The 25,790-nt window shown below is 43.5% G+C and carries 19 protein-coding genes, 1 pseudogene and 2 CRISPR repeat arrays (1 of these 22 running past the window's edge); of the genes and pseudogenes, 7 read left to right on the top strand and 13 right to left on the bottom strand.

Annotation, left to right across the window (positions count from 1 at the left end; all coding sequences use genetic code 11):
* Positions 1-138: 138 nt before the first annotated feature.
* From F7734_RS31385 to F7734_RS31360, 6 genes are all read right to left on the bottom strand, one after another.
* Positions 139-462: a type II toxin-antitoxin system HicB family antitoxin gene (locus F7734_RS31385; RefSeq protein WP_207714259.1), complete on the bottom strand. Its 324-nt coding sequence runs from the start codon at positions 460-462 to the stop codon at positions 139-141.
* On the bottom strand, positions 449-613 hold the full coding sequence (locus F7734_RS66330; RefSeq protein ID WP_347566316.1) for a type II toxin-antitoxin system HicA family toxin: 165 nt from the start codon (positions 611-613) through the stop codon (positions 449-451). The genes F7734_RS31385 and F7734_RS66330 overlap by 14 nt, the downstream gene beginning before the upstream one ends.
* Positions 614-1,067: 454 nt before the next feature.
* Positions 1,068-4,592: a phytase gene (locus F7734_RS31375; protein ID WP_155748470.1), complete on the bottom strand. Its 3,525-nt coding sequence runs from the start codon at positions 4,590-4,592 to the stop codon at positions 1,068-1,070.
* 453 nt (positions 4,593-5,045) lie between these two features.
* Complete coding sequence (locus F7734_RS31370; RefSeq protein ID WP_155748469.1) at positions 5,046-5,780, bottom strand: hypothetical protein; 735 nt, start codon at positions 5,778-5,780, stop codon at positions 5,046-5,048.
* 76 nt (positions 5,781-5,856) lie between these two features.
* Positions 5,857-7,902, bottom strand: a complete 2,046-nt coding sequence (locus F7734_RS31365; protein WP_155748468.1) for an endonuclease/exonuclease/phosphatase family protein — start codon at positions 7,900-7,902, stop codon at positions 5,857-5,859.
* A 70-nt stretch (positions 7,903-7,972) separates the two neighbouring features.
* On the bottom strand, positions 7,973-11,011 hold the full coding sequence (locus tag F7734_RS31360; protein WP_155748467.1) for a 5'-nucleotidase C-terminal domain-containing protein: 3,039 nt from the start codon (positions 11,009-11,011) through the stop codon (positions 7,973-7,975).
* 440 nt (positions 11,012-11,451) lie between these two features.
* Between F7734_RS31360 and F7734_RS31355 the strand changes: the two genes are divergently transcribed.
* A complete protein-coding gene (locus tag F7734_RS31355; protein ID WP_155748466.1) occupies positions 11,452-12,324 on the top strand; it encodes an AraC family transcriptional regulator in 873 nt (290 codons plus the stop codon).
* Here the strand turns inward: F7734_RS31355 and F7734_RS31350 are convergent.
* Positions 12,248-12,775 (bottom strand): LysE family transporter, encoded by a 528-nt coding sequence (locus F7734_RS31350; RefSeq protein WP_155748465.1) that lies wholly within the window; start codon positions 12,773-12,775, stop codon positions 12,248-12,250. The two genes, F7734_RS31355 and F7734_RS31350, sit on opposite strands and share 77 nt — an antisense overlap.
* A gap of 137 nt (positions 12,776-12,912) precedes the next feature.
* On the opposite strand from F7734_RS31350, the gene petJ reads away from it, so the two are divergent.
* From petJ to F7734_RS31325, 5 genes are all read left to right on the top strand, one after another.
* Positions 12,913-13,260 (top strand): cytochrome c6 PetJ, encoded by a 348-nt coding sequence (petJ, locus tag F7734_RS31345; RefSeq protein ID WP_155748464.1) that lies wholly within the window; start codon positions 12,913-12,915, stop codon positions 13,258-13,260.
* A gap of 90 nt (positions 13,261-13,350) precedes the next feature.
* Positions 13,351-14,370, top strand: a complete 1,020-nt coding sequence (locus F7734_RS31340) for an aldo/keto reductase (protein ID WP_155748463.1) — start codon at positions 13,351-13,353, stop codon at positions 14,368-14,370.
* A gap of 191 nt (positions 14,371-14,561) precedes the next feature.
* On the top strand, positions 14,562-16,034 hold the full coding sequence (locus F7734_RS31335) for a TldD/PmbA family protein (RefSeq protein WP_155748462.1): 1,473 nt from the start codon (positions 14,562-14,564) through the stop codon (positions 16,032-16,034).
* Positions 16,035-16,249: 215 nt separating this feature from the next.
* Positions 16,250-17,593: a TldD/PmbA family protein gene (locus F7734_RS31330; RefSeq protein WP_155748461.1), complete on the top strand. Its 1,344-nt coding sequence runs from the start codon at positions 16,250-16,252 to the stop codon at positions 17,591-17,593.
* A gap of 511 nt (positions 17,594-18,104) precedes the next feature.
* Positions 18,105-19,470: a CRISPR direct-repeat array (repeat unit 37 nt; unit sequence GTTGCAACTTATACGAATCCCTATCAGGGATTGAAAC).
* Between the two features lie 91 nt (positions 19,471-19,561).
* Complete coding sequence (locus F7734_RS31325; protein WP_155748460.1) at positions 19,562-20,086, top strand: hypothetical protein; 525 nt, start codon at positions 19,562-19,564, stop codon at positions 20,084-20,086.
* Positions 20,087-20,179: 93 nt separating this feature from the next.
* Here the strand turns inward: F7734_RS31325 and F7734_RS31320 are convergent, their stop codons facing one another.
* A complete protein-coding gene (locus F7734_RS31320) occupies positions 20,180-20,992 on the bottom strand; it encodes an SDR family oxidoreductase (protein WP_155748459.1) in 813 nt (270 codons plus the stop codon).
* A 123-nt stretch (positions 20,993-21,115) separates the two neighbouring features.
* Between F7734_RS31320 and F7734_RS31315 the strand changes: the two genes are divergently transcribed.
* On the top strand, positions 21,116-21,520 hold the full coding sequence (locus F7734_RS31315; RefSeq protein ID WP_155748458.1) for a hypothetical protein: 405 nt from the start codon (positions 21,116-21,118) through the stop codon (positions 21,518-21,520).
* A 47-nt stretch (positions 21,521-21,567) separates the two neighbouring features.
* Here F7734_RS31315 and F7734_RS31310 read toward each other — a convergent pair whose 3' ends face one another.
* The 5 genes and pseudogenes from F7734_RS31310 to F7734_RS31290 form a co-directional block, all read right to left on the bottom strand.
* A complete protein-coding gene (locus tag F7734_RS31310; protein WP_155748457.1) occupies positions 21,568-22,107 on the bottom strand; it encodes a hypothetical protein in 540 nt (179 codons plus the stop codon).
* On the bottom strand, positions 22,095-23,396 hold the full coding sequence (locus F7734_RS31305) for a transposase (RefSeq protein WP_243147190.1): 1,302 nt from the start codon (positions 23,394-23,396) through the stop codon (positions 22,095-22,097). The genes F7734_RS31310 and F7734_RS31305 overlap by 13 nt, the downstream gene beginning before the upstream one ends.
* A pseudogene (locus tag F7734_RS31300) lies at positions 23,299-23,898 on the bottom strand (IS607 family transposase). Before F7734_RS31300 ends, F7734_RS31305 begins: the two are co-directional and overlap by 98 nt.
* Positions 23,899-23,982: 84 nt before the next feature.
* Entirely contained in the window at positions 23,983-24,318 is a 336-nt protein-coding gene (locus tag F7734_RS31295) for a hypothetical protein (protein WP_155748456.1), read from the bottom strand.
* 45 nt (positions 24,319-24,363) lie between these two features.
* Positions 24,364-24,642, bottom strand: a complete 279-nt coding sequence (locus F7734_RS31290) for a hypothetical protein (protein WP_155748455.1) — start codon at positions 24,640-24,642, stop codon at positions 24,364-24,366.
* A 372-nt stretch (positions 24,643-25,014) separates the two neighbouring features.
* Positions 25,015-25,790: a CRISPR direct-repeat array (repeat unit 37 nt; unit sequence GTTGCAACTTATACTACTCCCTACTAGGGATTGAAAC); it runs 1,018 nt beyond the window's last position.

Here is a 25,790-nt window from a genome sequence, read left to right as displayed (position 1 = left end):
GGGTTAGGGTGGGGTAAAACTGAGGCGAAAACTTCCGTCTGCGAAATATTTCCGACTTGTGTGTACACCGTAACCGTTCAGGGGGGGTGTTCATACGATGCTCGTTCCGAGCCGCTTCGCGAACGTCAACTTGCTATTTTAACTAACATACAGGGACAAGCTTTTTTCAACCAATGAATTAAGGCTTTGTCCCTCTTTCTTTGCTTTAGCCACAATTTTTTTGTGTAAACTCGGGTCAATTCTTACCATGAATTTACCTGAAAATGGTTTATCAGGCTCCTCCCCACGTTCTCTACAAAAATCTAAATAATCATCCACTGAATCAGCAAAAGCTTGCTTGAGTTCATCTACGCTACGACCTTGAAAAGTAATCACGTCCCGAATATTAATGACTTCACCGTGAAAAATTTCTGCCGTTTCATCAAATTCTACGATTGCCGAATATTCTTTATACTTCATCATTTTTAATCCCCGCTTCTGTCAAGAACCGCCGCATCGACTTAACAGCACCTTTATCAGTTTCTTTTTCAGGGTGTGGTCTGTGAAATGTAGCTCTTATATCATTAAGAGCAAATCTGACTCTTGACCCTCTTCCCTCTGATACTCTGCCCAAGAGCAATTAGGAGAGACTCGATATCACTCCATAAAATCTCGATCTGATGGGTTTTGAAAAAGCCATCAAGAGTTTTTTGGTGTTTACTGTTAAGTTCCATTTTATAGTATCACTAGATGATATTATATTGGCACAAAGCGAGGTTATCCGTGAAGGGTTCGTCTTCTTAAAGACGAGAGGACTAATAATTAGTTTCTTTTCTTTTCCCTTCTGCTCCCGTGCCCTGCCCTCCTGCAGCCTCAACACAACATTTTAAGGTGGGATGTGGTAGTAGGTTGGGTAACCCGTGGGTGAAACCCAACAAATGTTGTAAATGTGGGTTCGTTCCTCAACCCGACCTACGTGTTTTCTGGCTGGATAAGAATTTTTTGTAGGTTGGGTAAACCCGTGGTGAAACAAATGTCTATAAATGTTGGGTTTCGGTCTTCAACCCAACCTACGTGTTTTCTGTCAATTAAGCAATATCCCCAAGAGATGTCACCTCAAGTGGACTAGCAATTGTGTTGTTAGAATCAAACAGGTAGTAAGGGCTGGGATTGCGAGGATCGTAGCTGGTTGTATCCAGTACTAAAGGAGTTGGGAAAGCATAGGCAATATTTTCCCAAGGAACTAACTTAAAGTTAGTGTTAACGTTCTCAAATTCTCCATCATCCTCAACCAATCTTGCAGGTAAATTATTACCATCTTGGGTCACGAATACACCATAAGGGAAATTAGAACCTAAAGGCACATTAATAACATCTGCACCATCTGACTCTTGCACGCTGTCAATGGGTCCATTGTTACCAACAGCAAAGCGTCCTAAAAAGTCATTGTTCCCCTCACGAGTATAGGCAACAAAGGTGTTATCACCTTGACTGGATGTTAACAGGTAACCAGTACCTTGATTGCCATAGTAAATAGTTAACCCTTCGACATCATCTTCTAGATATTTACCACCCAAATCTTTTACTTTGTCAATCAACACGCCTGTTGTACCACCGTTTGGTTCTGCTTGGTACTTCCAGATACCTACATCTTCTTGCCCAATATAAAGGTAGCCGAGTTCTTGGTCTGTTACCATGCCTTCAAGTTGTGGATCGCGTCCTGCTGTTGTAGGTACAGTGAAATTCCGCACTAACTCAGTGCCAATTTTACCATTGCCTTTATCTACGAGCTTTAACTGTGCAACATCTCCGGTTTCTCTACGATTGGTAAAAACATAGTAATCGTTTGTAACTGGGCTGCGGTACAATGCAACTCCGTAAGCACTTCGTTCTGAGGGGGAGTAGGGAGGTTCATAAGGAGATGACTGGAACAGAGTACCAAGACTGCTGTCAGTAATATCTTCTAGGTATTGACCTGAAGCATTAGGATGAGAATTAATTTTGAAAATGGCTAGTTTGTCGTTATTCCGATCTGTTGCTACAGCAATATCAACGGGATGACCGCCTAAGTCAAAGCCATATTGCAGGTCGATGTTATTGTAACGAATATTACCAGGGTTGATTTCCTCCAACAAATTACCCGACAAGTCGTACACTCGCAAACCTGCATTTTTAACCACTGTTAATACCAGACTTTGTTCTGGATTGGTGGAATTTACGTAGATAGCAGGGTCATCTGCATCAGCCCGTTGGTCGCGTGGTAATGTGGGATCATCAAATAGGTCGGGACGGGTTTCGACTGTGGGTGCTGCGGTGGGAACTAAGTCTGCACCTAAAGCAATGATTTGGGTAAATTGCGTTTGGCTGAAGTTGTTGTCACTGACTAAGACGATGGACTGACGACCATCTGCTAATTTGGGACCAAAGGAAATACCTTCAATATTATCTGTACCTGTGGGCAGATTCAGTGAGTTGAGATTTAACAACAAGCGTTTCTCAACGGGTTGAATTGCTGTTAACTGTTCGGAACTGAGAGCGTTGAGGGAATCGTAGTACTTGATGTCAGTTGCACCTTGCAAGCTGATTTCGTAAATTTTGATTGTGTTGCCAACACCTTCAGAGAAGGAACGTTCTAATGAGAGTAAAGTCCCTCGGTTATCAAGTGCTAACAAATCTACCAAACCACTATCAGCAAAGCCTGTTGCAGGGTTGGGTGGTGCAGCAATTGGATCGGTGATGTAGAGGTATTCTTTTTCTGGTTGACCTGAAACCAAGTTGTATTGGAGAATCCGAGAACGACTTCCCTCATTGAGACTGGCAATGGAACCATCCTGGAACAAGGAAGCTTCAGTTGCAGTGTATAGGAATTTTTGGTCGGGTGCGATCGTTAAACTTTCAAACGCTAAATTATTGCGAATACCAGAGACTTGTGTATCTCCTGTATCCACAACACCATTACCGTTGGTATCTTGAATAACTGGTAGGAACTTCGTCGGTACGGGTAAAGAACGTATTTGCTGTCCCGTGGTGAGGGAGAATTCATTGATAAAGGGATTGCTCACTCGCCCTGCATTGATATTTGCCTCTCCTTCAGAGGAAATAAAAACTGTCCCGTTGTTGGTAAGCGCAATTCCTTCCGGATCTAGGGTATTGAGTGCAAATTCTTGACCGTTGGCATCTTTTAGGGTAATGACGTTGGTGAAAGTCGCTCCTGAAGTGGCAATGGTAGACGGGTCAGCTGTCAATGTGTAGAATCGGGCAGGTGCAAGTTGAGAGCGATCGTCAGAGATAGCGTAAAAGACATTATTTGCAGCATCATAGGTGATACCAGACAGTCCGCCTAGTGCAGTTGTTCCAGCAGCACCACCGGGAATAAAGCCAGTAGGATATACCGTTTGTCCCAAAAAGTCCACTTCGGGAACAGTTTTTCCTGCTTCTGTAGGTGGAATTTGCAAATCTACCCAAATCAATTTATGGTCGGAACTGGGATACCCACCAGGTAAAGTTGGTTCGAATGTCCCTACCAGTCGGAACAGGGGGTCTGTGTTGAGAGGCCAAAAAACAGCTGAATTGTTAATTTGCAAGTCAGCAGATGGCAGTACGTAGTCTACTCGCAAGTTCCCTGGGGCTGTATCGGCAAAGTCCGCAGTGTCAAAAGCAGGGTTTCCTCGATGATTCAGATTTGCGCCACCTTGTAATATTGCTTGTTGAGAACCACCAAGGCTTGAAGGGATAAAATTTGTATTGATACCGGGATTAAGTAACAGTTGTCGGATAGCGTTGTTGTAGCTGTCACCATCAAAGGGGTCTGCATTTTGGTCACCCATAATCACAAAGCGTGACCCAGCAACAAGACCGCCTTTGTTTCCTGCATCATCATATATATAGTCGCCTTTTCCAGGAGTAATATAATCTGCCCAGAAGCGAATCTCATCATAATTGCGCTTACCATTGCGGTCTTCAAGACCATCAAATGTAGGCGGTGTAGGATGGCTGACTAAAGCATGGATAGTCTCGCCATTCACTAGGATAGGAACGTCCCAATGACTCTTGGAAGAAAGACGCAAAGCCTCTTGTTCTTCTGGGGAATACCAAGGTGTATCAGAATCGGGAAGAGCAATTGTCGGTAAGAGTGACTCTGGTATATCTTTCCATAAAAAAGTTTGGAAAGTCCGCAAATTTTCGGTATCTATGGGGTATTTTGATAGCAGTAACATCCCATACTGACCGGGAAACTCACCAAAACCAAAGGCATCATCGCCATAGCCCCGCGTACCGGGTGTTGTCACGACCGTACCATCGTTGTTTAAGTCAAATCCAGATGAAATACCAGTATTTGAAGGTGCTATGTAGGCGTAACGGTATTCAGTGGGATTTGCACCGTTTTGACTGATTGAAAGGTAATTTTTTTGAAAAAGTTCTACTGCTTTATATGGGTCTGGCTCGTAATAGTCAAACTCGTTAATCAGCAGTACGTCTGGGTTTGTGCGTTGAATAATTTCTGCAACGGACTTTGCCTGTGCATTTTCGGGGGTAGATAAATCCTGGATTAACTGACCCTCTGCACTACGGTTTAGGGAAGCATTGAATTGAGAAAAGCGAATTGTGTCCATATTTTGGATTTCGGATTTTGGATTTTGGATTTTGGATTCAGCTCGTTTCTAGGCTGCCGCCTCATCTCGTTCCTAGGCTCCGCCTGGGAACGCATGACTAGAGGCTCCGCCTCAAGATGAGTGACTGGAGGCAAATCGCAGGTTCATCTCGTTCCTAGGCTCCGCCTGGGAACGCATGACTAGAGGCTCCGCCTCAAGATGCGTGACTGGAGGCAGATCGCAGGTTCATCTCGTTCCTAGGCTCCGCCTGGGAACGCATGACTAGAGGCTCCGCCTCAAGATGCGTGACTGGAGGCAGATCGCAGGTTCATCTCGTTCCTAGGCTCCGCCTGGGAACGCATGACTAGAGGCTCCGCCTCAAGATGCGTGACTGGAGGCAGAGCCTCCTGGTTTTCATTCCCAGGCAGAGCCTGGGAACGAGGGGAGCCTGGGAACGAGGGGATCGATCGCTGGTTACTGAAAAACATTGTCTTTTTGTTGTCCTAAAAATTTGTTGCTGACTATTGCTCGGAAATCTTCAACATCTGTTGAAAAATTTTCCAATCGCATTATCATTTGTTGAAGCCGTTCTTCAAGCCCATAATTTCCAATTTCATAGTTGAAATTACCTGAAAATAATAAAGCTGATATCGGTGTTTTGTCTGGTTGTTGAACTTGTGCTTCGTTCAAATTAACTAGTAGTTTACAACGTTCTAATTGATAGAAAAAGTTAACTGCTGCTTGTACTGGTGCAACACCTATGGTATTCCAAAGACCGGGTGATAATAGGGTTTGTGTAATAAACTTTCTGGCTGCATTTTGTACCTCAGGAAATGCAATCAGTATTTTGGGATTGATACTAATTCCTTGATAATCAGCATTGGGAAGTTTTTCTACAAACTGACGGGCTAAAGCTGGTGTTTGTAGTGTATTTCCACTGTTAGAATCGAGGGTTTGGGTAAATGTAATGGTGCGGGCTTGGGCAACAATATTGACTCCATTTTTGAAGGTTAATTGAGATACGGTGGCTGTGAGAATGGGTTGCTTTTGGAGTTCCCAATCTGGAGGAATAATTCCACTCATTTTCAGGAAATCCATTTGGAGGGTTGTGGAAGCGAATTGATTGGCAACTAGTGCGATCGCTAGTTCTTCAAATCCTAAAGTTCCTGTTACTGCATAAGGTGCCAATTGGCTGTTAATTGCTTGCATGATTGTTAGTTGTTAGTTGTTAGTTGTTAGTTGTTAGTTGTTAGCCGTTTTTCCACTACCCATTAACCACTAACTACTAACTTGATAAATTAAATTGAGCAACACTGGGGTCATGATCGCTATCTCGATCGGCAAACTCAGAGTTAATATGGACGACATCGTAACCCTTTAATCTCTTAAAGAGATTTTGGCTGACTAAGATGTGATCTAAGACTTGAGCATTCCCTTGAAAATTATAGGTATAACGCTCGTTAGCAGGTAAAGTTTCTACCAAATTTCTCAGCACCGTCTTACCCTGACCACTCGGTCTCCCTCTTAAAATATTAAGTGGTTCGGAAAACTCAAAATCATTCAAATCGCCCAAAACTACTATATTGGCTTTGGAATCTACTGCCAAAATACTGTCTACAAAATCGTTGATAACTTGTGCTTGCTGACGGCGCTGGGTTTCTGTTGTAAGGACGGGGGGCTGATTGGGACCGTACAGGGGTTGGTCTCCACCTTTGGAGTTCCAGTGATTGGCGATCGCAAACAGTTTTTGACCTTGAAAGATAAACTCGCCTACCAAAGATTTGCGGCTGTCATTGAAAGCTGGGTTAGTCGGAGCGATTCTTCCAGGGCTGACGGAAAGTTCTGGTTGACCGCTGACGTTGTTAACTGTTGTGTTAGTGGTGGAGCTACCTCCTGCACGATCTACAAATTGTACTCGATTGGGGTTAAATAAAAAACCTACTCGAATATTGCCACCCGGTTGACCTCCATCCTGTCTTTCCACTGGATTGATTTGACGATAGTCGTATGCGGGACCGCCAATTGATACGATCGCACTCATTAATTCTTCGTAAGTGCGATTCGCATCGACCACTCCATCATTAATTTCTGCTCCAGTGTTGTCTTGAATTTCCTCTAAGCAAATAATATCTGGAGAACGCAAATTGTTAACAATGCGATCGGCAAGTGCGGCGAATTTACCATTCCCTAAATCATCATCAACATTACTTTTTTGCTGTTCGTTAACCTTGTCGATCTCCTCTAATTTGGGGTCAAGGTTCTCAACATTAAAAGTTGCAACAGTTAGATTGTTGCCTTCTGGGGCAAGATTTGTTACCTCTCTAGTTAAAGAACTCGGAGAGTTAACAGTTATAGAAAACGGCAGAATTTCATAACTGTTGAAATTATAATCAACTATACCTGTGATTGTGCCTAAAGTTGCACCGACGCTTACCTCAGGAGACCTACCAGAGATAGCTGGGGCGTCATCAATTTGGATGCGTTCGGGATTAAAATCTTTGGGTGAAATACGACTTCCACCGCGAGCCGTGCGTCTGGTGGCATTAGCTCCGTTGTCTGGAAGTAGCCAAATTTCTCCAAATCCGTTAGTAGGACTCACTGCTAGAGGATTGTTAATTTGAACTAACATACTTTCTAGACTTTCATAAAAGTCTATTCCCTCTGATGCTGGTTCAAAATCACCCTCGGTTTCTACATTACCGCGATCGCTTGCTGTAAAATCATCGTTAATTGCAGTATTGGGTGGAATGCGACCTCCCGTACCAATGACAGTGGGGGTAATAGTTCCTAAAGAATCGATTGTTTCAACTGCACCACCTGCCACGTTGGCATTAATTTGAGTGGTTGTCAAATTATTGGCATTGTTTCCCGGTCGAAATTCACTGACCCTTCCCGTAACTGCTACCGATTGACCAACACTAGGATTGGGAATTTGGGAATTACCCAAGAAAACAAAAATCCCCTCTGAGGTTGCATCATCATCGTCCGGATTCGGATCTTGCATATAAAAACCGCGACCAGAACCCGAACCAAGCACTAGTGTGATTACCCCAGGGACATCAGTCACTGTGTCACCAACTAATTTAGAGGAGTGACTTGCACCTTGAATATCGTGGATGCGAACAACATCAGAAGCTTGTGCGATCGCGTTTCCAAGGTTGAAATTTGTGGTGCTGTTACTTAGAGTGACTGCGGCGTGAGAATTCACGACAACAAACTCGCGATCGCTGTTGTTTGAGTTGAGAGTATCACCAGAGAAGGGAACAACATTTACCAGTGAAGTAAATGTTAGTACCATAAACCAATGCAACCAGTTTGAAAATAAAATCATATTGTCATTTGTTGTTTGTTGTTTGTTGTTTGTTATGCCCAATGCCCAATGCCCAATGCCCAATGCCCAATTACGTAAAATTCACTTGTACAACGATGTCGTTGTAATCGAAGTCGCCACCACCTGGTAGATCTTCATAACCGAAAGTATTGTTACCCAGTAGGCGGATGTGATCTACTCCATCAGGATTTGCTCCTAAGTAAGCAAAGTAAGCTTTCACAGTTCCACTTGCTTGATTTGTGGGATTCTGTGCTAAGAAATCAGTAACAGTGGCGTTAGCAATAATAAATGGTGCATATAATGCCCCGCCTGTCAAGTTCAGAGCAGAACTGCCGTTGGAACCAAAATTGAAAACGCTTCCTTGAATGGCTGCTTGAGCATAACCTGCATCGCCGGGACGCAGGTCGGCGGTTCCATTACCATCTCTGTCAATACCACCGTCAAGGTCAGCAACTCTGTAGAAACCAACAAAGTTTCTGTAAGCGGCACTACTGTTGACAGAAAAGCTAGTTTGTGCGTTACCGGAAAATCTCAAATCTAATAGTTCCGCCCGTTCTTGAATAACTCTTTGAGGGATGTTTCTATTTGACGCTTGTACTCTTAAACGAATGTCATCATAGTCGTTGTCTGTACTATCTTCCCAATTCAAGTTAAACGTACCTGTGCTACCATCTACTACCTGTAATTTATCGGATGTTGCCAAAAGTACGTTTCCTGGATTTCTTCCCGCTCGCAATTCAGAGAGTACGGTGTCGGTGCTGCTATTTTGTACCAGGTAAAACATCAGCCGTTGGTTTCCCGCACCAAAATTCAACAAGCGAGTGGGATTATCAAAGCCCAAACTTTCCGGTAATACGGAAAAGACAACTTCTGCTCTGCTTAATGCGGCTTGCAAATATCCAGCTTGTCCGGGTGCAATGCCATTTACCCGACTTTGGTTATCATCAACAACAAACACCCCTATTTCATTAACATTTGTTACATCTCTGCTAACGAGGCTCACCTCTAAATTTAAGGGGCTAAAGATATTGGAGAAGGTGAAGAGGTTATTTGATTGTTTGGTGAGACCGGTCGTTGCAAAAACGCTGTCGCTACGTTGTGACAAGTTTTGAATTCGTCCGTCTTGGCTGGTACCGACATCTTCCACGCTATAAGGGTTTGTTCGGAAATTCGCGGCTAAATATTCTGCTAGTGCATCCTGTTCCGAACCATCGTTGGCAAATGTTGCAACTCCTGTACGGGTTGACTGTACCAAATCCACCCGATTCTTGGCAAACCTGGGAATGGGATAACTATCTCCTCCAAGCCCAGGAGTTCCAGAACCCGCAGTCGCTAAAAAGTTTAGTGTTACCATCCGGATGAGACGATTGGGGTCACCCACCACTTGCCCGTCGCGGATAACTTCGTCGATAATGCGATCGCTTTGGTCGCGAATAGCAAGAGAACGGATGCGTTCTCCTTGAGTTGTCACATTACCATTACTATCAAATCTTACTGCCGTGCGAGTGGGGTCAAAACTAAAACTTAGCCCACCCACTTGGGGGAATTGACCGGGTGTTGCTCCTTCTCTTGTCCCTGCAACAGAATGTTCCATAATCAGACGTAATTCTGCTGCTGTCACGGACACTACGGTCAAACCATTGTTAAACCGCAAGGCGTTCTCAATATCAAGTTGGGAAATGTCCCCTGTCTGTTTATTTGGGGCTATGGGGTTGGGCTGTGGAGGTAATTTTCTAAAATCATCGGCATTGACTCCCCCTGCACTATTGGAAATAGCACCAATATTATCCCGGATACCTCCCCCATTTTTAATCGAAACAACAACAGTAGGGTCAGTATTGCGAGCTATTGCCAGGTTAGCATCTGCTGTTAAGTTACCAAAGTTAGTTTCTTGGGTACGGACATCATTACGGGTACCATTTAAGAAAACTGTAGTTCTACCGAATATAGTGTTATCTTTGCTGCCAATAACTCCCCGAAGGGCATCGGTAATTGCAACTACATTGGGATTGGCGACTGCTCTGGGATTGACATCACTACCGTAAACGCGATCGACTCCTGCATCATCCGTCGCATAAGCTCCATTAATATTGTTGTTAAGGCTGTTAACGTTAATAACACCATTGTCATCAAATTCAAAAACCAAACGTCCTACATATTTGTAGTTAGCATCGGTGTTAACAACCAACACAGGTTGACCGCTAGCAGAAGTTCTGAGGATTGGGTATTCTCCCCTGCTGGTATCACCTGCTCGCAAGGGGTCGTTGGCATCAGATAATAGAGTATGAGAACCACCAGCGATAACGACATCAACATCCCGCAATCGGGGTGCTAGTTCATCGCGCTCGATGTTCAACTGCTGCATATGCGCCAGCAGGATAATTTTGTTGATACCCGTATTCCGAAGCGCATCCACAGAAGTTTGAATTTCTGCGGCTAAGGCTGTATAATCTGTCGGGTTTGCAGGAGATACACCAATTCGACCTGGTGATGAAATGTTAGCGAGGGTAGGTGTTGTGGCTCCAACGATACCAATTCTTTGGTCATCGCCATTTCCCAGAATACCATCTGCACCGGGTAGCGTAATGACCGTGCTTTTCGCAAGCTTGCCCCTAATTGTGCTTGCTTCAGCAGTATTTTGATTGCTGGCGAGGTCATTATTTGATAAACTGCCTCCTGGTTGAGTTTCTGGAGCAAAGTTAAGGTTGGTGCTCAGATAGGGAAAATTTGTTCCTGGATTACCACTTCCAGTGCGAATTAGAGAAGCTACTTGTCCAACGCCCAAGTCAAACTCATGGTTCCCCAGTGCAGAAACTTGGATACCAATGGCATTGAGAATACCAATATCCCCCCGCCCTGCGATCGGACCTGAAGAACTTCCCAAACCGCCTACATTATTGAGGCTTGGATCGCTAGAGGCGTTTAAGAAAGCACCTGGGATATAATTGTCACCAGAGGATAAAGTTAAGGTGTTAGCGAGAACCGTAGATGGCAGTCTTGAGTCATTTCTGAGACGGTTAACAACTGCTGAAAAACCTACGGCATCGTTTAAGGCGGGGATGCCAGCTTCAAAATCAGAGGCGTGTAGTATCTGAAGTGTAAATGCCATTGTTGTTGCAACTCAAGGTGTATTGGCTGCAAGGAAAACCTTGACAGTGAGGGCAGATACGGACATGGCGGCAAAACCCATACCTCATGAAAGGACATGGAGCGCAATACCTGGGAATATTTGTGGTATTAATTTGTATTCTGCACCCTTAAGTTATACCAGTCAGATTAAGAACTCACTAGCAAAAGGTTAAGACATTACTTAACTCTGTTGACGGCAATAATCCTTCGCGAAGGTTTTTTCACCTTTTACTGGAGACACTTGCAGAAAGTGGTACGTCCTTAGCTTGGGCTACCCCAAGCCTTACCATCTTTTCTTAAGCTCATTCCACCTGTGGTAGTGTAAGCAGATAAAATCTACTGATGCAAAAAGCCCGGTCTGCTCGGCAGAATCTTGCCCAAAGTCAATACAATCAAATAAAATAGATAAAGTTTCAAATCATGAAGATGACTGCCACCCATGAGATAGAAACGACCCATTTTCCCATCTTGTCGAGTCAATCTCGCGGTTGGGAAAACATTCTGGTCGAGCAATTCCAACAACCTCCGGGTGAAGCGACGTGTCATTACAGTTACGAACATACGATTTATCTGTCTCTTTCCTCCCGTCCAATTCGCTTGCTACAAGTTCACGAAGGTAAGACTTATGCAGGACTGTATGCAAAAGGCGACATTTCGATAACGCCCGCAAAGATTCCATGTTTCGCCCGATGGGATGGAGATGACTACTACTTGCAGATTCGGATTGCGTCTCGTTTCATCCAGAGCGTTGCAAGAGAAGCTCTAGCCATGAATTCAGAGCCGCTGGAATTACTAAGCGAATTTCAGATTCGCGATCCACAAATTGAGTCAATTGGCATGATGCTGCTCTCTGAACTCAAACAGGAAAATTTAGGCGGAAGGCTCTACGTTGAATCACTGACAAATGTCTTAGCAGTGCATTTGCTCAGACATTACTCTGGTTCCAAACCTCGCCTTGCAATTTATAAGGGTGGTTTACCGGAGCGTCAACTTCTGCAAGTCTTGGAGTACATCAACGAACATCTCAATCAAGACATTAAGCTCGCAGATTTAGCCCAATTGCTAGGCATTAGCCAATTTCATTTCAGCCATTTATTCAAGCGATCGCTAGGCATAGCGCCCTACCAATACCTGCTCCAGCAACGGGTAGAACGGGCGAAGCAGTTGTTAAAACAAACAGACCAATCGATTGTAGACATTGCTTTAGAGTGTGGGTTCAACAGCCACAGCCATTTGAGCAAACAGTTTCGGCAATTGACAGGCATGACACCGAAAGCTTACAGGACGAATTAATACTCAGGTGCAGCTGGATTGTTAGGGTAACTCCTACAGCACCCATTGCGCTGCCTAAAGCTGCCCAACAAGCTACATTTTGTGGATTTGTGACTGATAGCAATACACCAGAACGCAAAGCCTTTTTATGGTCAGTGCTTGTCATGTTAACAGACTTGACAGTAAACTCCTGATTTGCTTCTTGCCATGCATCCCAAGCCAGCCAAAGTAGATAAATTACACCCGCGATACCAACCGGAAGGCGCAAGAAGTCCAATTGCAAAAGTAATCCAACGCCAGCCAAACCGAGCAAAGCCCAAAGGGCATCTCCTACAAGGGAACCGATTTGAACCGCTAAGGCTGACTTGAATCCACCTCTGGTTCCTTGGCGAATCGTTTCTGCAAAAACTGCTCCTAGTGCCGCGTTAAAGATGAATTCCAAGAGTAATGCAGCAGAGAAAAGTGCGAGCATTAAATTTTGATTGATATAGGAAGTATCAAGTATCAGTCATCAAGTATAAAATATGAAGTGAACACGGTCAATAAATTGAGGGGCAACAAATCGGACTAAACCTGATTTTTCTCCTTCATCCTTTTTTCGGTATTGATATGCAAGTAAGATATCAAAAGGTAATCGCTATTCTATTAGCAACATTGATGGTTTTCAATCTGTCATTCCAGCCTCAAGCAATAGCAGCAGATACAGCTAATGGTGCTAAAATCTTTAACGTTCACTGTGCTGGTTGTCATATCAACGGTAGCAATATTGTCAGGCGAGGAAAAAACTTAAAATTGAAAGCGCTTAAGAAGTATGGAATGGATTCTGTCAATGCGATCGCAGCTATTGTAACCAACGGAAAAAACAATATGTCAGCTTACAAAGAGCGATTAACCGCAGAAGAAATACAAGATGTTTCTACTTATGTTTTAGAGCAAGCAGAACAAGGGTGGCGGTAAAAAGACCAACCACTGTATCGGCGTAACGCCGCCGCGCCCCTACCAACAACTAACAACTAACAACTAACCACCAACAACTAACCAAATTCCATGAACCTACCTACATCAAGTCGCCTGCAATTCACCCAAGATTTAAACATATGTCGCTTGCTAAACGGGATGTGGCAGGTTTCCGGCGCACACGGGCGCATCAACCCAACGTCTGCTATCCAAGCTATGTTCCAATATGTAGATGCAGGCTTTACCACCTGGGACTTAGCAGATCATTACGGTCCGGCGGAAGATTTTATTGGTGAGTTTCGCCGTCAACTGATTGCAAGTCGCGGTCAAGAGGCTTTAGCTAATATTCAAGCTTTTACAAAATGGGTACCTCGTCCTGCTAAGATGACAAAGAAATTGGTAGAAGAGAACATTAATATCTCCCTAAGAAGAATGGGAGTAGAACGTTTGGATTTAATGCAATTTCACTGGTGGGAGTATCGCGACAAAAATTATTTAGATGCCCTCAAGTATATGGCTGAACTGCAAACAGAGGGGAAAATCAAACATTTAGCCTTAACTAACTTTGATACAGAACACCTACAAATTATTACAGAAGCAGGTATAAAAATAGTTTCCAACCAGGTACAATTTTCTCTTGTCGATCGCCGTCCTGAAGTCAAGATGATTCAGTTCTGCCAACAGCATGGCATACAACTGTTGACCTACGGTACAGTTTGTGGTGGTTTTTTATCAGAAAAATATTTAGGTGTTTCAGAACCAAGAGGGTCTGAGTTAGCGACTGTCAGCTTGAGAAAATATAAAAATATGATAGATGGTTGGGGTGGTTGGCAGCTATTTCAAGAATTACTCTCCGTTCTCAAGACCATAGCGGACAAACATAGCGTTAGTATTCCTAACATCGCACTGCGTTATATTTTAGACAAACCAACAGTAGCAGGTGCGATCGTTGGTGCAAGGCTTGGTATAGCCGAGCATCTAGAAGATAATGCCAGGGTATTTAGCTTTACATTAGATACTGAGGATTTGCATCAAATAGACGCAGTCTCGAGCAAATCGAGGGACTTATATCAGTTAATCGGTGATTGTGGGGATGAATATCGCCGATAATTCTGTACAGCTTAATACTTTTTTAATACTCAAGAAAAGGTAGAAGGTCGGATTCCACACCTGTTATCCTCTCACCTTATGACCATAATAGGTAAATAGGTATGATAGTACACAGTTCATTCAACCCGTTATATTTTACCTAAGTCGGAACTGCGAAAATACTTCTTAAACCCAGCTTACCGAAAATACTAATGCTTACAATTACTCCACTTCTCTCAAATCAACTTCCCAGCCTACATTACTCCTTCACCCCAGAGCGCTTCGATGAAAGCTGGGAAGCTCCTTTGTCTACCCTTTTGGGACTTGGACGTGCGGCGGGTGCTGATTTTATTGAATTTTTCTTAGAGCGTGTTAATTATATTAGTTGCCTTGCAGAAGAAGATACTATCACCAGCATTACACCCCGCCTGTCTACGGGTGCGGGAGTCAGAGTTTTTCGTGGCAAAGCAGACTGTTATGTTAGCACCAACGACCTGTCCTTTTCTGGGTTGAAAGCAGCGTTGGAAAAAGGGCTTTCGATCATGGGGTTGCAACTCCCCGCGCCCAACGCCTTTATCCCAGAAATTAACCTAGAACTGCTGAGAGACTACGCTACCAAAAGAGGTAAAGATGGGTGGCTACCTCTTTGTAGCTCAATTCGAGAAATGGGAGAACTATTGCTTGAAAGTACCGACCAACTCAAGCAAAAGGCAAACCACATACAATCGCGCCGGAGCACATATTTCCGCGATTGGCAAGAAGTTTTAGTTGCAGCGAGCGATGGTACGTTTGCTCGTGATATTCGCCTCACTCAATCAGTAGGTATCAGCCTTCTGTGTGCTGATGGCGCTAATCGTGCTTCCATTGGGGAACGTGGTGGTAACACCAGCGACCCCAATTTCCTGAGAACTTGGGACTACAAAGAAGCAGCAGAACACATTTCAGAATCAGCTGGAAAAATGCTCTACGCTGATTATGTAGAGTCAGGAACTTACCCCATTGTGATGGCAAATCACTTTGGTGGAGTTATCTTCCACGAGGCATGCGGACACCTGCTCGAAACAACTCAAATCGAACGCAACACCACTCCTTTTGCCGACAAGAAAGGAGAAAAAATTGCCCATGAAAGCCTAACTGCTTGGGATGAAGGGCGGACTGACAACGCCTTTGGTACCATTGACATGGATGACGAAGGTATGCCAGCCCAAAGAACCCTGTTGATTGAGAAAGGAGTTTTGAAGAACTTCTTAGCAGACAGGGCTGGTTCTTGGCGCACCGGACACCCCAGAACAGGAAGCGGTCGCCGTCAGAATTTCACCTTTGCTGCAGCCAGCCGGATGCGTAACACCTATATTGCTACAGGCGACTACAGCCTTGATGAAATTTTTGCCTCCATTGACAAAGGTATTTACTGTAAAAAGATGGGTGGCGGTAGCGTTGGTGCTACAGGTCAATTTAACTTTGGTGTAGACGAAGCTTATTTGATTGAAAACGGCAAAATCACCAAACCATTAAAAGGAGCAATTTTGATTGGTGAAGCTAAGGAAATTATGAACAAAATTTCCATGTGCTCTCAAGATTTATCCCTTGCACCTGGTTTTTGTGGTTCCGTCAGTGGCAGTATCTACACCACAGTAGGACAACCCCACATTAAAGTTGATTCCATCACCGTAGGTGGACGGTAATGGCTAATGGCTAATGGCTAATGGCTAATGGCTAATAGCTAATAGTGCAGTAACTCGTTCCCAGGTTCCACCTGGGAATGCCCTCCTAGTGGCTCTGCCACTTAATTATAGAAGCCAGCAGCCCACCGTAAGACACTCCCAGGCTCAGCCTAGGAGCGAGAAAATATTGCAGCCACTAACAACTAACAACCAACAACTAACCACTAACCAAGACTATGCCCAATATTACTGAAATTGCAACTTACGCCAAGGAAAATGCAGAAAAGCTTGGCATCAAAAAATTTGATATTTATGGCTCAAGTGCAGACCAAACCAGTGTACAAGTAGATAGAGGTGAGCCAAAGCAAGTGAAAGCCTCCAATCTTTCTGGCGTCACTGTACGGGTTTGGAATGAAGACAACACAATGGGTGTCACCACAACAACAGATGTAGACCCCAAAGGGCTGGAGTTAGCTTTGAAAACGGCATATGAAGCAAGTTTCTTTGGTGTGAAAGAAAATGTACCTGATTTTAGCCCAGAAGCCACTGTTCCCATAGACCATTCTTCTGAAGAAAAAGTACCTCAAGTCCCTGTTGCTCAACTTATTGACAGCTTATTAATAGCTGAGAAAGAATTACTGGACGCTCATCCGGCGATTAAGGGAGTGCCTTACAATAGTTTGGCGCAAAGAGATATCGATCGCTTCTATCTTAACAGCGATGGTGCTATGAGAACAGAATCTCATTCCGTCGCATCAGTTTATCTTTATAGCAAAACAGAGGAAGACGGGAAAAAACCTCGCAGTGCTGGTGCTTTTAGAATTAGCAAGGGTTTGGAAGATTTAGACATTAATGGTTGTATTAAGGAAACAGCAGAGAAAACTATTAGCCACTTGAATTATGAGAAAATCAAGTCGGGTAAATATCGAGTTGTTTTCTCACCAGATGCTTTTTTGAGTTTGCTGGGTGCTTTTTCTAATATATTCAACGCTCAGAGTATTTTGGACAAGCAAAGCTTATCTACTCCTGATGATTTAGGTAAGCAAATTGCTTCTCCTCTGCTTTCAGTTGCTGATGATGCTCTACATCCAGCCAACATTGGTGCAGAAGCTTTCGATGGTGAAGGAACTCCTACTCGCCGAATTTCACTCATTGAAAATGGTGTTTTAACCAACTTTCTCCACAGTGCAGGGACTGCGAAAAGAATGAACGCAACCCCAACGGGGCATGCTAATATTGGTGCAAAAGTTACTGTCAGCCCCAATTTCTATCATGTCTTTGCAACTTCTGCGACTCCCGAACAGGAATTGAACTTGGAAACTGCTGAGAATGTTATTTTGATTGATAATTTACAAGCCCTTCATGCTGGGGTGAAAGCTTTACAAGGTTCTTTCTCTCTACCATTTGATGGTTGGTTGGTGAACAAAGGTGAGAAGGTTAGTATTGAGTCAGCTACTGTTGCGGGAGATTTTCTAGAAGTCCTCAAGTCTATTATTTTTGTGGAACAAGAGGCGGAATTAACTCCTGGTGGGGTTTGTCCCAGAGTTTGGGTTGATGAACTCTCTATTACTGGTGAGTAGCTAGATTTTGTAGGTAGGGCTAAAGCCCACCTCAATATCATTATTTTTATCACGCAAAGACGCAAAGGCGCTAAGAAAAAGGCGAGTAATCCTACTGGAAAACGAGCGATCTCGTGCAGACCCAATACTACTCGGTTAAGTTAAAAACTCAAGTTCAACGTAGGTTGGGTTGAGGAACGAAACCCAACATTTACCAGCATTTGTTAAGTTGAACGAAGCGCTCAACCCAACCTACAATTTCCGAGAGCCCTTGCAGTATTGCGTGCAGACCTACTTTCATTCGTGCGCGGATGGGTAGGTGTAGAAAAATTAGTTCTTAAAAAAAGTACTCTAAAGCTTTGATATATAAGGTTTTGAGTTCATTTCAAAACAAAAACCATCCGCGCTCCTTACTAAACAAGCTTTTCAGCCATTTTCTCTTGTCATTACCATCCGCGATCGTGCTATGATTGGATCATCCGCGCTACCGCACCTAGAAAACTACATATCGCAAGCATTTCAGCTCCAGGCAGTTGCAACTTATACGAATCCCTATCAGGGATTGAAACGCGTTAGTATCCGATACCAACGCACAACTAGCAGGTTGCAACTTATACGAATCCCTATCAGGGATTGAAACATAGTGATTGCAGTTATTTGAGGAGGTAATAGTGAAGTTGCAACTTATACGAATCCCTATCAGGGATTGAAACGCAACATCCAAGCGCTTAAGGATATTCAACCATTACCTAGTTGCAACTTATACGAATCCCTATCAGGGATTGAAACGTGGGAAAACAACTCAAATAAGCTTGTGTTACGACTGGGTTGCAACTTATACGAATCCCTATCAGGGATTGAAACGGCGATAGTTTTGGGATTGGACTTGTCGCCCAGGTTGCAACTTATACGAATCCCTATCAGGGATTGAAACAAGAATCCAGAGTACTTAGAGACAATAGCACAAGCTTGGTTGCAACTTATACGAATCCCTATCAGGGATTGAAACTGCTGGCATCAAAAACAAGAACGGTGAGTTAACCAAGGTTGCAACTTATACGAATCCCTATCAGGGATTGAAACAGCATATAAAAGCAGAAAAAGATCGTTGCTTTTGCGAAGGTTGCAACTTATACGAATCCCTATCAGGGATTGAAACGGGCGATCGGTTTTCTGTCCCACAAATAGTCGCCAGGTTGCAACTTATACGAATCCCTATCAGGGATTGAAACCACATATTCCCAGGATGCGATCGCCACGTTTCCGTTGCAACTTATACGAATCCCTATCAGGGATTGAAACCATGAAGGTTGGAGCCAAGTTATAAACCTCAGCGATAGTTGCAACTTATACGAATCCCTATCAGGGATTGAAACATTAAGAGAAAGGCATAGAAATCATGAAAAGAACACTCGTTGCAACTTATACGAATCCCTATCAGGGATTGAAACAATCCTGGAGGACCGTGTGAGGGATGTAAGGACTATGAGCGTTGCAACTTATACGAATCCCTATCAGGGATTGAAACAGCAGCTAAACTCAACTCGCAGAACGTTGGAAGGGTTGCAACTTATACGAATCCCTATCAGGGATTGAAACTGTCCATCGCGAGACGGACAATAAAACTGGACATCTACGTTGCAACTTATACGAATCCCTATCAGGGATTGAAACAATGAATATTTTGAATGTTTCATAGAGATAGACTCAGGAGTTGCAACTTATACGAATCCCTATCAGGGATTGAAACGCAATAATAGCGATACCAGCCAACACTGCACCAAAGTTGCAACTTATACGAATCCCTATCAGGGATTGAAACCTAACTCATCTCGTATTAGGAAGAGAACATATGGGAGAGGTTGCAACTTATACGAATCCCTATCAGGGATTGAAACCCCAACGGCTAGACACGTCGTATGGTTTCTCGAACGATCCCAATCTCACCAACTTTCAACCACCTGTTGTGTTCGGAACGCTCACAAATCATTGTTTGTTTCCGATCGCGGAACTTTGTTGGGAAAATCGTTGTTTCATAACCCTGAAAGTGAAGCTGCCAGTTTGTTGGATATGCACCGATTTGCCAATGCCCCACAGGCTGGCGATCGCGCACCTGATGTTTTGCTATCGAATGGGAGAACGTTGTTTGAACTATTCTGTCAGACAACATCCCATGTTCTACTGCTATTTGATGGCACCTCACTGACTAACGTAGGCTATGACAATCTGATTGAGATTGCCAAAGTGGTACGAAAACAGTGGCTGAATCAAATTAAAGTTTATGGTGTTGTACTTGCGCCGACAGCACCCCGTCCAGAAACCGAGCCTGGTTCCGTCTTGCTCGATCCAGAAAAACACTTGCATATGCGCTACGGTGCAATTGCCGAATGTCTCTACTTGATTCGTCCTGACGGCTATATTGGTTTCCGCTCTCAACCTGCCGATCGAGAAGTGTTGTTGAATTACTTGAACAGCATTTTTTCAGTGCATCAAATGCTTGAGGAGGCAGCATGAGATGACGCAACTGTAACTTGCACCATAATAACGATCTCGATCCATATGTCCAGAACATCATCATGCTTGAACCTTTCACTGTTGAGCCAATAGTTACATCGCATTCTGCTTTTTATTTAGCATATAGTAACCAAACGCACGCCATAGACGATCGGGCATCAATTTATAGAGCCTAAAAAATGGTCCTGGCTTGGCAAGATAGCGTAGTTTATCCGTACCATCCGTAGCAGCGCGGTAGATCACTTTAGCTACTTCCTCTGGTCGCGCCCAAGAACGCTCGTCTTTAAGTAGGGCTTCGTAATTTGCTTGCTGCGGTTCATAAGCAGGATGTTTGATAAACTCCAGCGAACGCGAGCTAAAGTCAGTCTTGATACCACCGGGCTCAATAATTTTGATGCGTATTCCGTGGGGGGCAAGTTCAAAGCGTGCTGCTTCGCTAATCCCTTCAATGCCAAATTTTGTCGCATGATAGGCTGCTGTGTAGGGAAATGCCATTCGTCCGCCTACAGATGACACATTGATGATAATGCCTTGTTTTTGCTTCCGCATAATTGGTATTGCACACTGCATGATACGTAAGACTCCGTAGAGATTGGTTTGCATTTGCTTGTCAATCTGTGCCATGCTCAGTGCCTCAATTGGACCGAATAATCCATATCCCGCGTTATTGAGCACTACATCTAACGCACCATATTTTTCTACTGCCTCATCAAAAGCTTGTTTGATTGAGACATCATTTGTTACATCAAGCTCAAGAAGCATAATTCTGGGATGGCTGAGGGTGGGATGTGCTTTTTGAGGAGAGCGCATGGTTGCCACGACTTGCCAGCCTTGCTCTGCAAAATGAATTGCCGTAGCACGACCTATTCCCGTGCTGGCTCCGGTAATCAAGATAGTTCTAGACATAGATTCCTCTTCTTAGCTTTGGTGTGGCATTGAACTGTACAATGCTCTATACTGAGTTTCGTACAGGATTGAACTGTTCAATATTGAATAGTTTAATATTAAACTATTTATGAGTCAAGTCTGATGATCGGTTCCTGGGAATTGCTTCAAATGAATATCCGTTTCTACGAAAGCATTATGGGAGAAGCAGAAGAGGCGCTTGCTCAATTAAATCTTGATGTGAAGAGCTTTTTCCTTCTTGCATCTGTGGAAGAATGCAAACATCCAGCAGAACTCGCACAACACTGCCTGTTGCCGAAACCCACTGTTACCTTTTTAGTTAAGAAACTAGAGAAAAATTGTTATGTGGAACGCAAATCTGTCAAAGGCGATTTGCGTAAATTTGAGTTAGTTATGACCACTCTAGGTGCTGAGGTGCTTGATAAAGGTCGTGAGATTGTCACTGAGTCCTTCGAGGGATATTTGAAAAAACTGACTCAAGAAGAATATGACACATACGTTTGTATAATTAAGAAGATGCAAGCCTAGATAGTTTAACTCGCGATCGCCATCCCCAATTTTACCTCGGTATTTGGTCACTTAGTCGAACGGCGATTTGTTAAATGGTTAGTGAAGAGAGATACCATTGCTATTGCCACTAACATCAGTATTACAATTCCAAAAGCTGCTTTGAGAGCGAGTTGGTCAGCAATCCAACCCAAGATAAAGGGTGAGATGAAAACTGCCACACCTGCTCCCACAGAGAGATTAGCAGCTGCCAGATCGGGTTGTGTCTCAGCCGTACCAAGTGCTAGGGAGAGAATTAGGGGGTAGAAGTTAGCAATGCCCAGCCCTGCAATGAGCAACCCTATAATATTGAGTGGAGCAAAAGCAGCAAGCCAAAATATTGGGAAACCAACAAATGCGAGCGCGATCGCACCTAGTAGAAGCGTCTCACTTTGAATCCTTCGACTCAGCCTACTCCCTAAAACGCGCCCAATGAATCCCGCTAAAACAAAAACACTCATGGCACTTGCAGCATGACTTTTCACCAAGCCAATGGTTGTTTCTAAAAAGTCTGCTCCCCAAAAGAATAAACAATATTCTATTGATACTGATACTTTTAACCCTGACATTTTCCGACATCAGAGACATCTTGAATATCGAGTACAACATCACCAACAGAGTCGGCAAAGGTGGTATCCCACATCGCCTTGAGGAAAATCCCCACGGCTCCATTAAAATCGCGTGGTATTTCATAACCACAATTTGGGCATTTAAAGTTCTTAGAACTACCAAGTTTTCTATGAACTTTTCCGCATTTAGTGCAGGTTTTTGATGTATATTCTTCAGTTATTCTCACCAATTTGGAACCGTAGCGGTTACACAAATGTTCTAGGATTTGAGAAAACTGATAGAACGCCCAAGTCATCATTGCTCGCGCTGTTTTATTTTTTAACTTCCGTTTTTTCTTGACAACCATTTTGGATGTTTCAAAGGTGGGAAGCACAATTACATCGTAATTACGAGCCAAATAAGAACCAACTTGCTTATGACATTCAGAACGCAGATTCTTTATCCTTGTTCTAATTCGCTCCATAGCTTGTCTTAACTTGTATCTTAACCGTTTAAACTTCCCACCCTGAAACTTATCATGCTTTGATTTTAGCTTATCAAGATGGGAGCAAAGCTTAGCGATTTTGTTAAAGTCACCGCTTCCAAACTCTAGAAAATCGCTACCATTAAAGCAAGTTGCAAAGGTTCTAACCCCTGGGTCAATTGCAATAATCTTGTTAGTGACTTGTGGTGTAATCTCGTATTCAACAGGGAAGTGAGCAAACCATCTACCTTTGTTGTATGTAAGTTCTGTAGACCCATCTGTTAAAACACAAAACTCTTGTCCTTTAAATTCAGGCTTAGGGAGATGCTTAGTCGTTGATACCATCCACCGACCATTCTTATAGGCGGTTGGGTCAAATTGAATCGTTATCTTTTGGTCACGAATACTACGAAACTTAGCTATTTTTAACCCGGCTTGTGGGTGTGGTTTCTTGTTCTTCCCCTTACCAATTGTTTGAGGATTCCTTGCGGTTTCTGACCATGCTTTGTAAGCTGACATTGATGCATTATCCAGTATCTTGGATACGTTCAAGTCTAAACACCATTGTGGTATTAAGCCAGTTGCTTTAAGCAGGGTTCTGAAACCATGCTTCCCTCCTTTATTTCCCACCTTCTCAAAGCCTTGATGCTCATTAAGATAAGCAATTGAAATGTTGTAGACTTTCCGAACAGCGGCAACCCATTTTTTCCAAATAGCAGCAAGTTCTTTACTTGGATACACTCGGTAAGTCACCGTCTTCAGCGATTTGCTTTTTGTATTTTCTAAGTCCGTACAATCTACAACTGAAGACGTGGATAATGGCAAGGATATCAAAGACCATCTCGCGTTCTGGGCTGAGGTGCGTTTGCTTGAGAACCAATATCTCAGTTTGCTGCCTAGTACAGAGCCATGCGATAATATCGAACCCAAAGCGGCAAAGCCTATCTTTGTGGGCAATGACAACAGTTCTGACAGCATTTGAGAGAACTCTGTCCAATAAGGTTTGAAGACCTTTTCGCGCTTATTTGAGTCCGCTTCCAATGTCTGTGATAAGCTCAGCTTCTGGGTAACGAGACTTAAGAAACTCAACTTGTTTTGTAAGGTCACCTTTTTGATAGCGGCTTGAAACTCTGGCATAAAGCAAGATAGCTCGCTTGTCTGATTTATCGGTAGATCCAGTAGAGATAACTGAGTCCACGTCGTATCTTCTTTGACCGCTAGGGGTGAAGATGCCTTGGATTTTCCCTTCTTTGAGCCACCTTTCAAGAGTTTTGGTGCTAACTCCCAATCGGGCAGCAGCGATTCTTGGTGGTACATGGTTTGCCATTTAATATAATTTAATTTTTCCTACCTTATCCTATAGCAAATGTTAGGGTTTGTCCGGTAAAGTTTCAAAAATTCTTGTCCTAGGTCAAACTCCTAAAAACAGCACTATCCAATAAATCCAAAATGACATGGATAGTTTCTGATTTGACACAGCTATTTCAGTACAGTAGCCCTCAAGGGTAGAGATAGATACTTGCCGATATAAGAAAGCGATTGCAGTGAGTGCAATTGCAGCAAGGAAGAGGGCACTGCGCCACCCTAACCCAATTTGGGCAAAGCCACCTATCAGAAGAGGAACTAGACCTGCACTAATGCTTGCTGCGACATTCATTTCCGTGAGAGCAACAGTGCGATGCTCATGATAGTGGTCAGAAACAGAGGCTTGAAGGGTGATTTGCAGAAGAGAGCCAAGCAAACCCATGAAGAATGTACTAGTAATGGTTAAGATGGCTTGATAGCTAAGTGCTCATGACACAGCCCCTACTGCCATGCCAAAAGCCCCTCCCCACAAGCCAAAAGTACGACCCCAGTATTGGCTAATTGAGGTGTTGATTAAACCAGCTACAATCATTCCAAGTGCAAATGCACTAAAGTGAAGCCCACCAACGGTGTAACTGATTCCTAATTCATCACGTAGAAAGGGCATCAAAGGACCAAGAGCCGCTTGTAGGTAGGAAAAAAAAGCTGTCATCAAGTAAGCCAGCCAGGTGAAACGATCCCGTGCAAATGAAGTCCTTGAAGACAATATCTTGCTCCTGAAACCAGGAAATCAGAATTCTGATTATCTTAAAATTTTGAGGTTAGTGGAAGCACCAGTCTAGGGAGTGTTTTCAAAATCGTTGTATTCTAATAAGAACGCTATAGCAACGGGATGCTTCGCAAGCATGACTGCGCGGATGGGTAGGTGTAGAAAAATCACTTCTGAAAAAAAGTGCTTCAAACCTTTGATATGTAAGGATTTAAGTCCCTTGAAAAATAAAAACAATCCGCGCTCCTTACTAAATAAGCTTTTCAGCCATTTTCTCTTGTCATCACCATCTGCGATCGTGCTATCATCAAACCATCCGCGCTACCGCACCTAGAAAACTATATATAGTCAGTTTTTCGACTCCCAGCAGTTGCAACTTATACTACTCCCTACTAGGGATTGAAACTGCGGAAGCGGCAGGGGTGAGGGTAACGATATCAACGGTACCGTTGCAACTTATACTACTCCCTACTAGGGATTGAAACTTTGCGATCGCGAATTACTCCACAACGAGTAATTCCGGGTTGCAACTTATACTACTCCCTACTAGGGATTGAAACACGATTGCCCTTTGTATCGGGAATTATACTCTAGCTGGTTGCAACTTATACTACTCCCTACTAGGGATTGAAACTTGATGCCCTTGAAAAAGAGTCCCAAAGGGAAAGTTGCAACTTATACTACTCCCTACTAGGGATTGAAACTTGATTTTTTCCCAAGTTCGGCGGCGGCGGAAGAGTTGCAACTTATACTACTCCCTACTAGGGATTGAAACGAAACTGTTAACAAAATAGGACATGACCTGCACGTTGCAACTTATACTACTCCCTACTAGGGATTGAAACTTGTGTTGTGTTTGTGTTTAAATTGTGCTAAGCGGGTTGCAACTTATACTACTCCCTACTAGGGATTGAAACATGCCGAATACCGATAAATACATATTATCTGTGGGGTTGCAACTTATACTACTCCCTACTAGGGATTGAAACCAGCGAGATTTAATTTATCAAGCATATTGTTATGTTGCAACTTATACTACTCCCTACTAGGGATTGAAACTCATAATGTTGCTATTGCTCCTTTAATTTGTTCGGTTGCAACTTATACTACTCCCTACTAGGGATTGAAACGGCAAAGGAAGCTTT

The organism is Scytonema sp. UIC 10036, from assembly GCF_009725235.1.
The sequence above is the reverse complement of the archived record's forward strand: the minus strand, read 5'-3'. Positions and strand labels throughout refer to the sequence as shown.

Coding starts and splice junctions, on each gene's coding strand:
- F7734_RS31320 (WP_155748459.1), bottom strand. CDS start 20,992: ATGTCTAGAACTATCTTGATTACCGGAGCCAGCACGGGAATAGGTCGT.
- F7734_RS31385 (WP_207714259.1), bottom strand. CDS start 462: ATGATGAAGTATAAAGAATATTCGGCAATCGTAGAATTTGATGAAACG.
- F7734_RS31315 (WP_155748458.1), top strand. CDS start 21,116: ATGATCGGTTCCTGGGAATTGCTTCAAATGAATATCCGTTTCTACGAA.
- F7734_RS31295 (WP_155748456.1), bottom strand. CDS start 24,318: ATGGGTTTGCTTGGCTCTCTTCTGCAAATCACCCTTCAAGCCTCTGTT.
- F7734_RS31330 (WP_155748461.1), top strand. CDS start 16,250: ATGCCCAATATTACTGAAATTGCAACTTACGCCAAGGAAAATGCAGAA.
- F7734_RS31365 (WP_155748468.1), bottom strand. CDS start 7,902: ATGATTTTATTTTCAAACTGGTTGCATTGGTTTATGGTACTAACATTT.
- F7734_RS31340 (WP_155748463.1), top strand. CDS start 13,351: ATGAACCTACCTACATCAAGTCGCCTGCAATTCACCCAAGATTTAAAC.
- F7734_RS31355 (WP_155748466.1), top strand. CDS start 11,452: ATGAAGATGACTGCCACCCATGAGATAGAAACGACCCATTTTCCCATC.
- F7734_RS31360 (WP_155748467.1), bottom strand. CDS start 11,011: ATGGCATTTACACTTCAGATACTACACGCCTCTGATTTTGAAGCTGGC.
- F7734_RS31350 (WP_155748465.1), bottom strand. CDS start 12,775: ATGCTCGCACTTTTCTCTGCTGCATTACTCTTGGAATTCATCTTTAAC.
- F7734_RS31310 (WP_155748457.1), bottom strand. CDS start 22,107: ATGTCAGGGTTAAAAGTATCAGTATCAATAGAATATTGTTTATTCTTT.
- F7734_RS31335 (WP_155748462.1), top strand. CDS start 14,562: ATGCTTACAATTACTCCACTTCTCTCAAATCAACTTCCCAGCCTACAT.
- F7734_RS31375 (WP_155748470.1), bottom strand. CDS start 4,592: ATGGACACAATTCGCTTTTCTCAATTCAATGCTTCCCTAAACCGTAGT.
- petJ (WP_155748464.1), top strand. CDS start 12,913: ATGCAAGTAAGATATCAAAAGGTAATCGCTATTCTATTAGCAACATTG.
- F7734_RS31370 (WP_155748469.1), bottom strand. CDS start 5,780: ATGCAAGCAATTAACAGCCAATTGGCACCTTATGCAGTAACAGGAACT.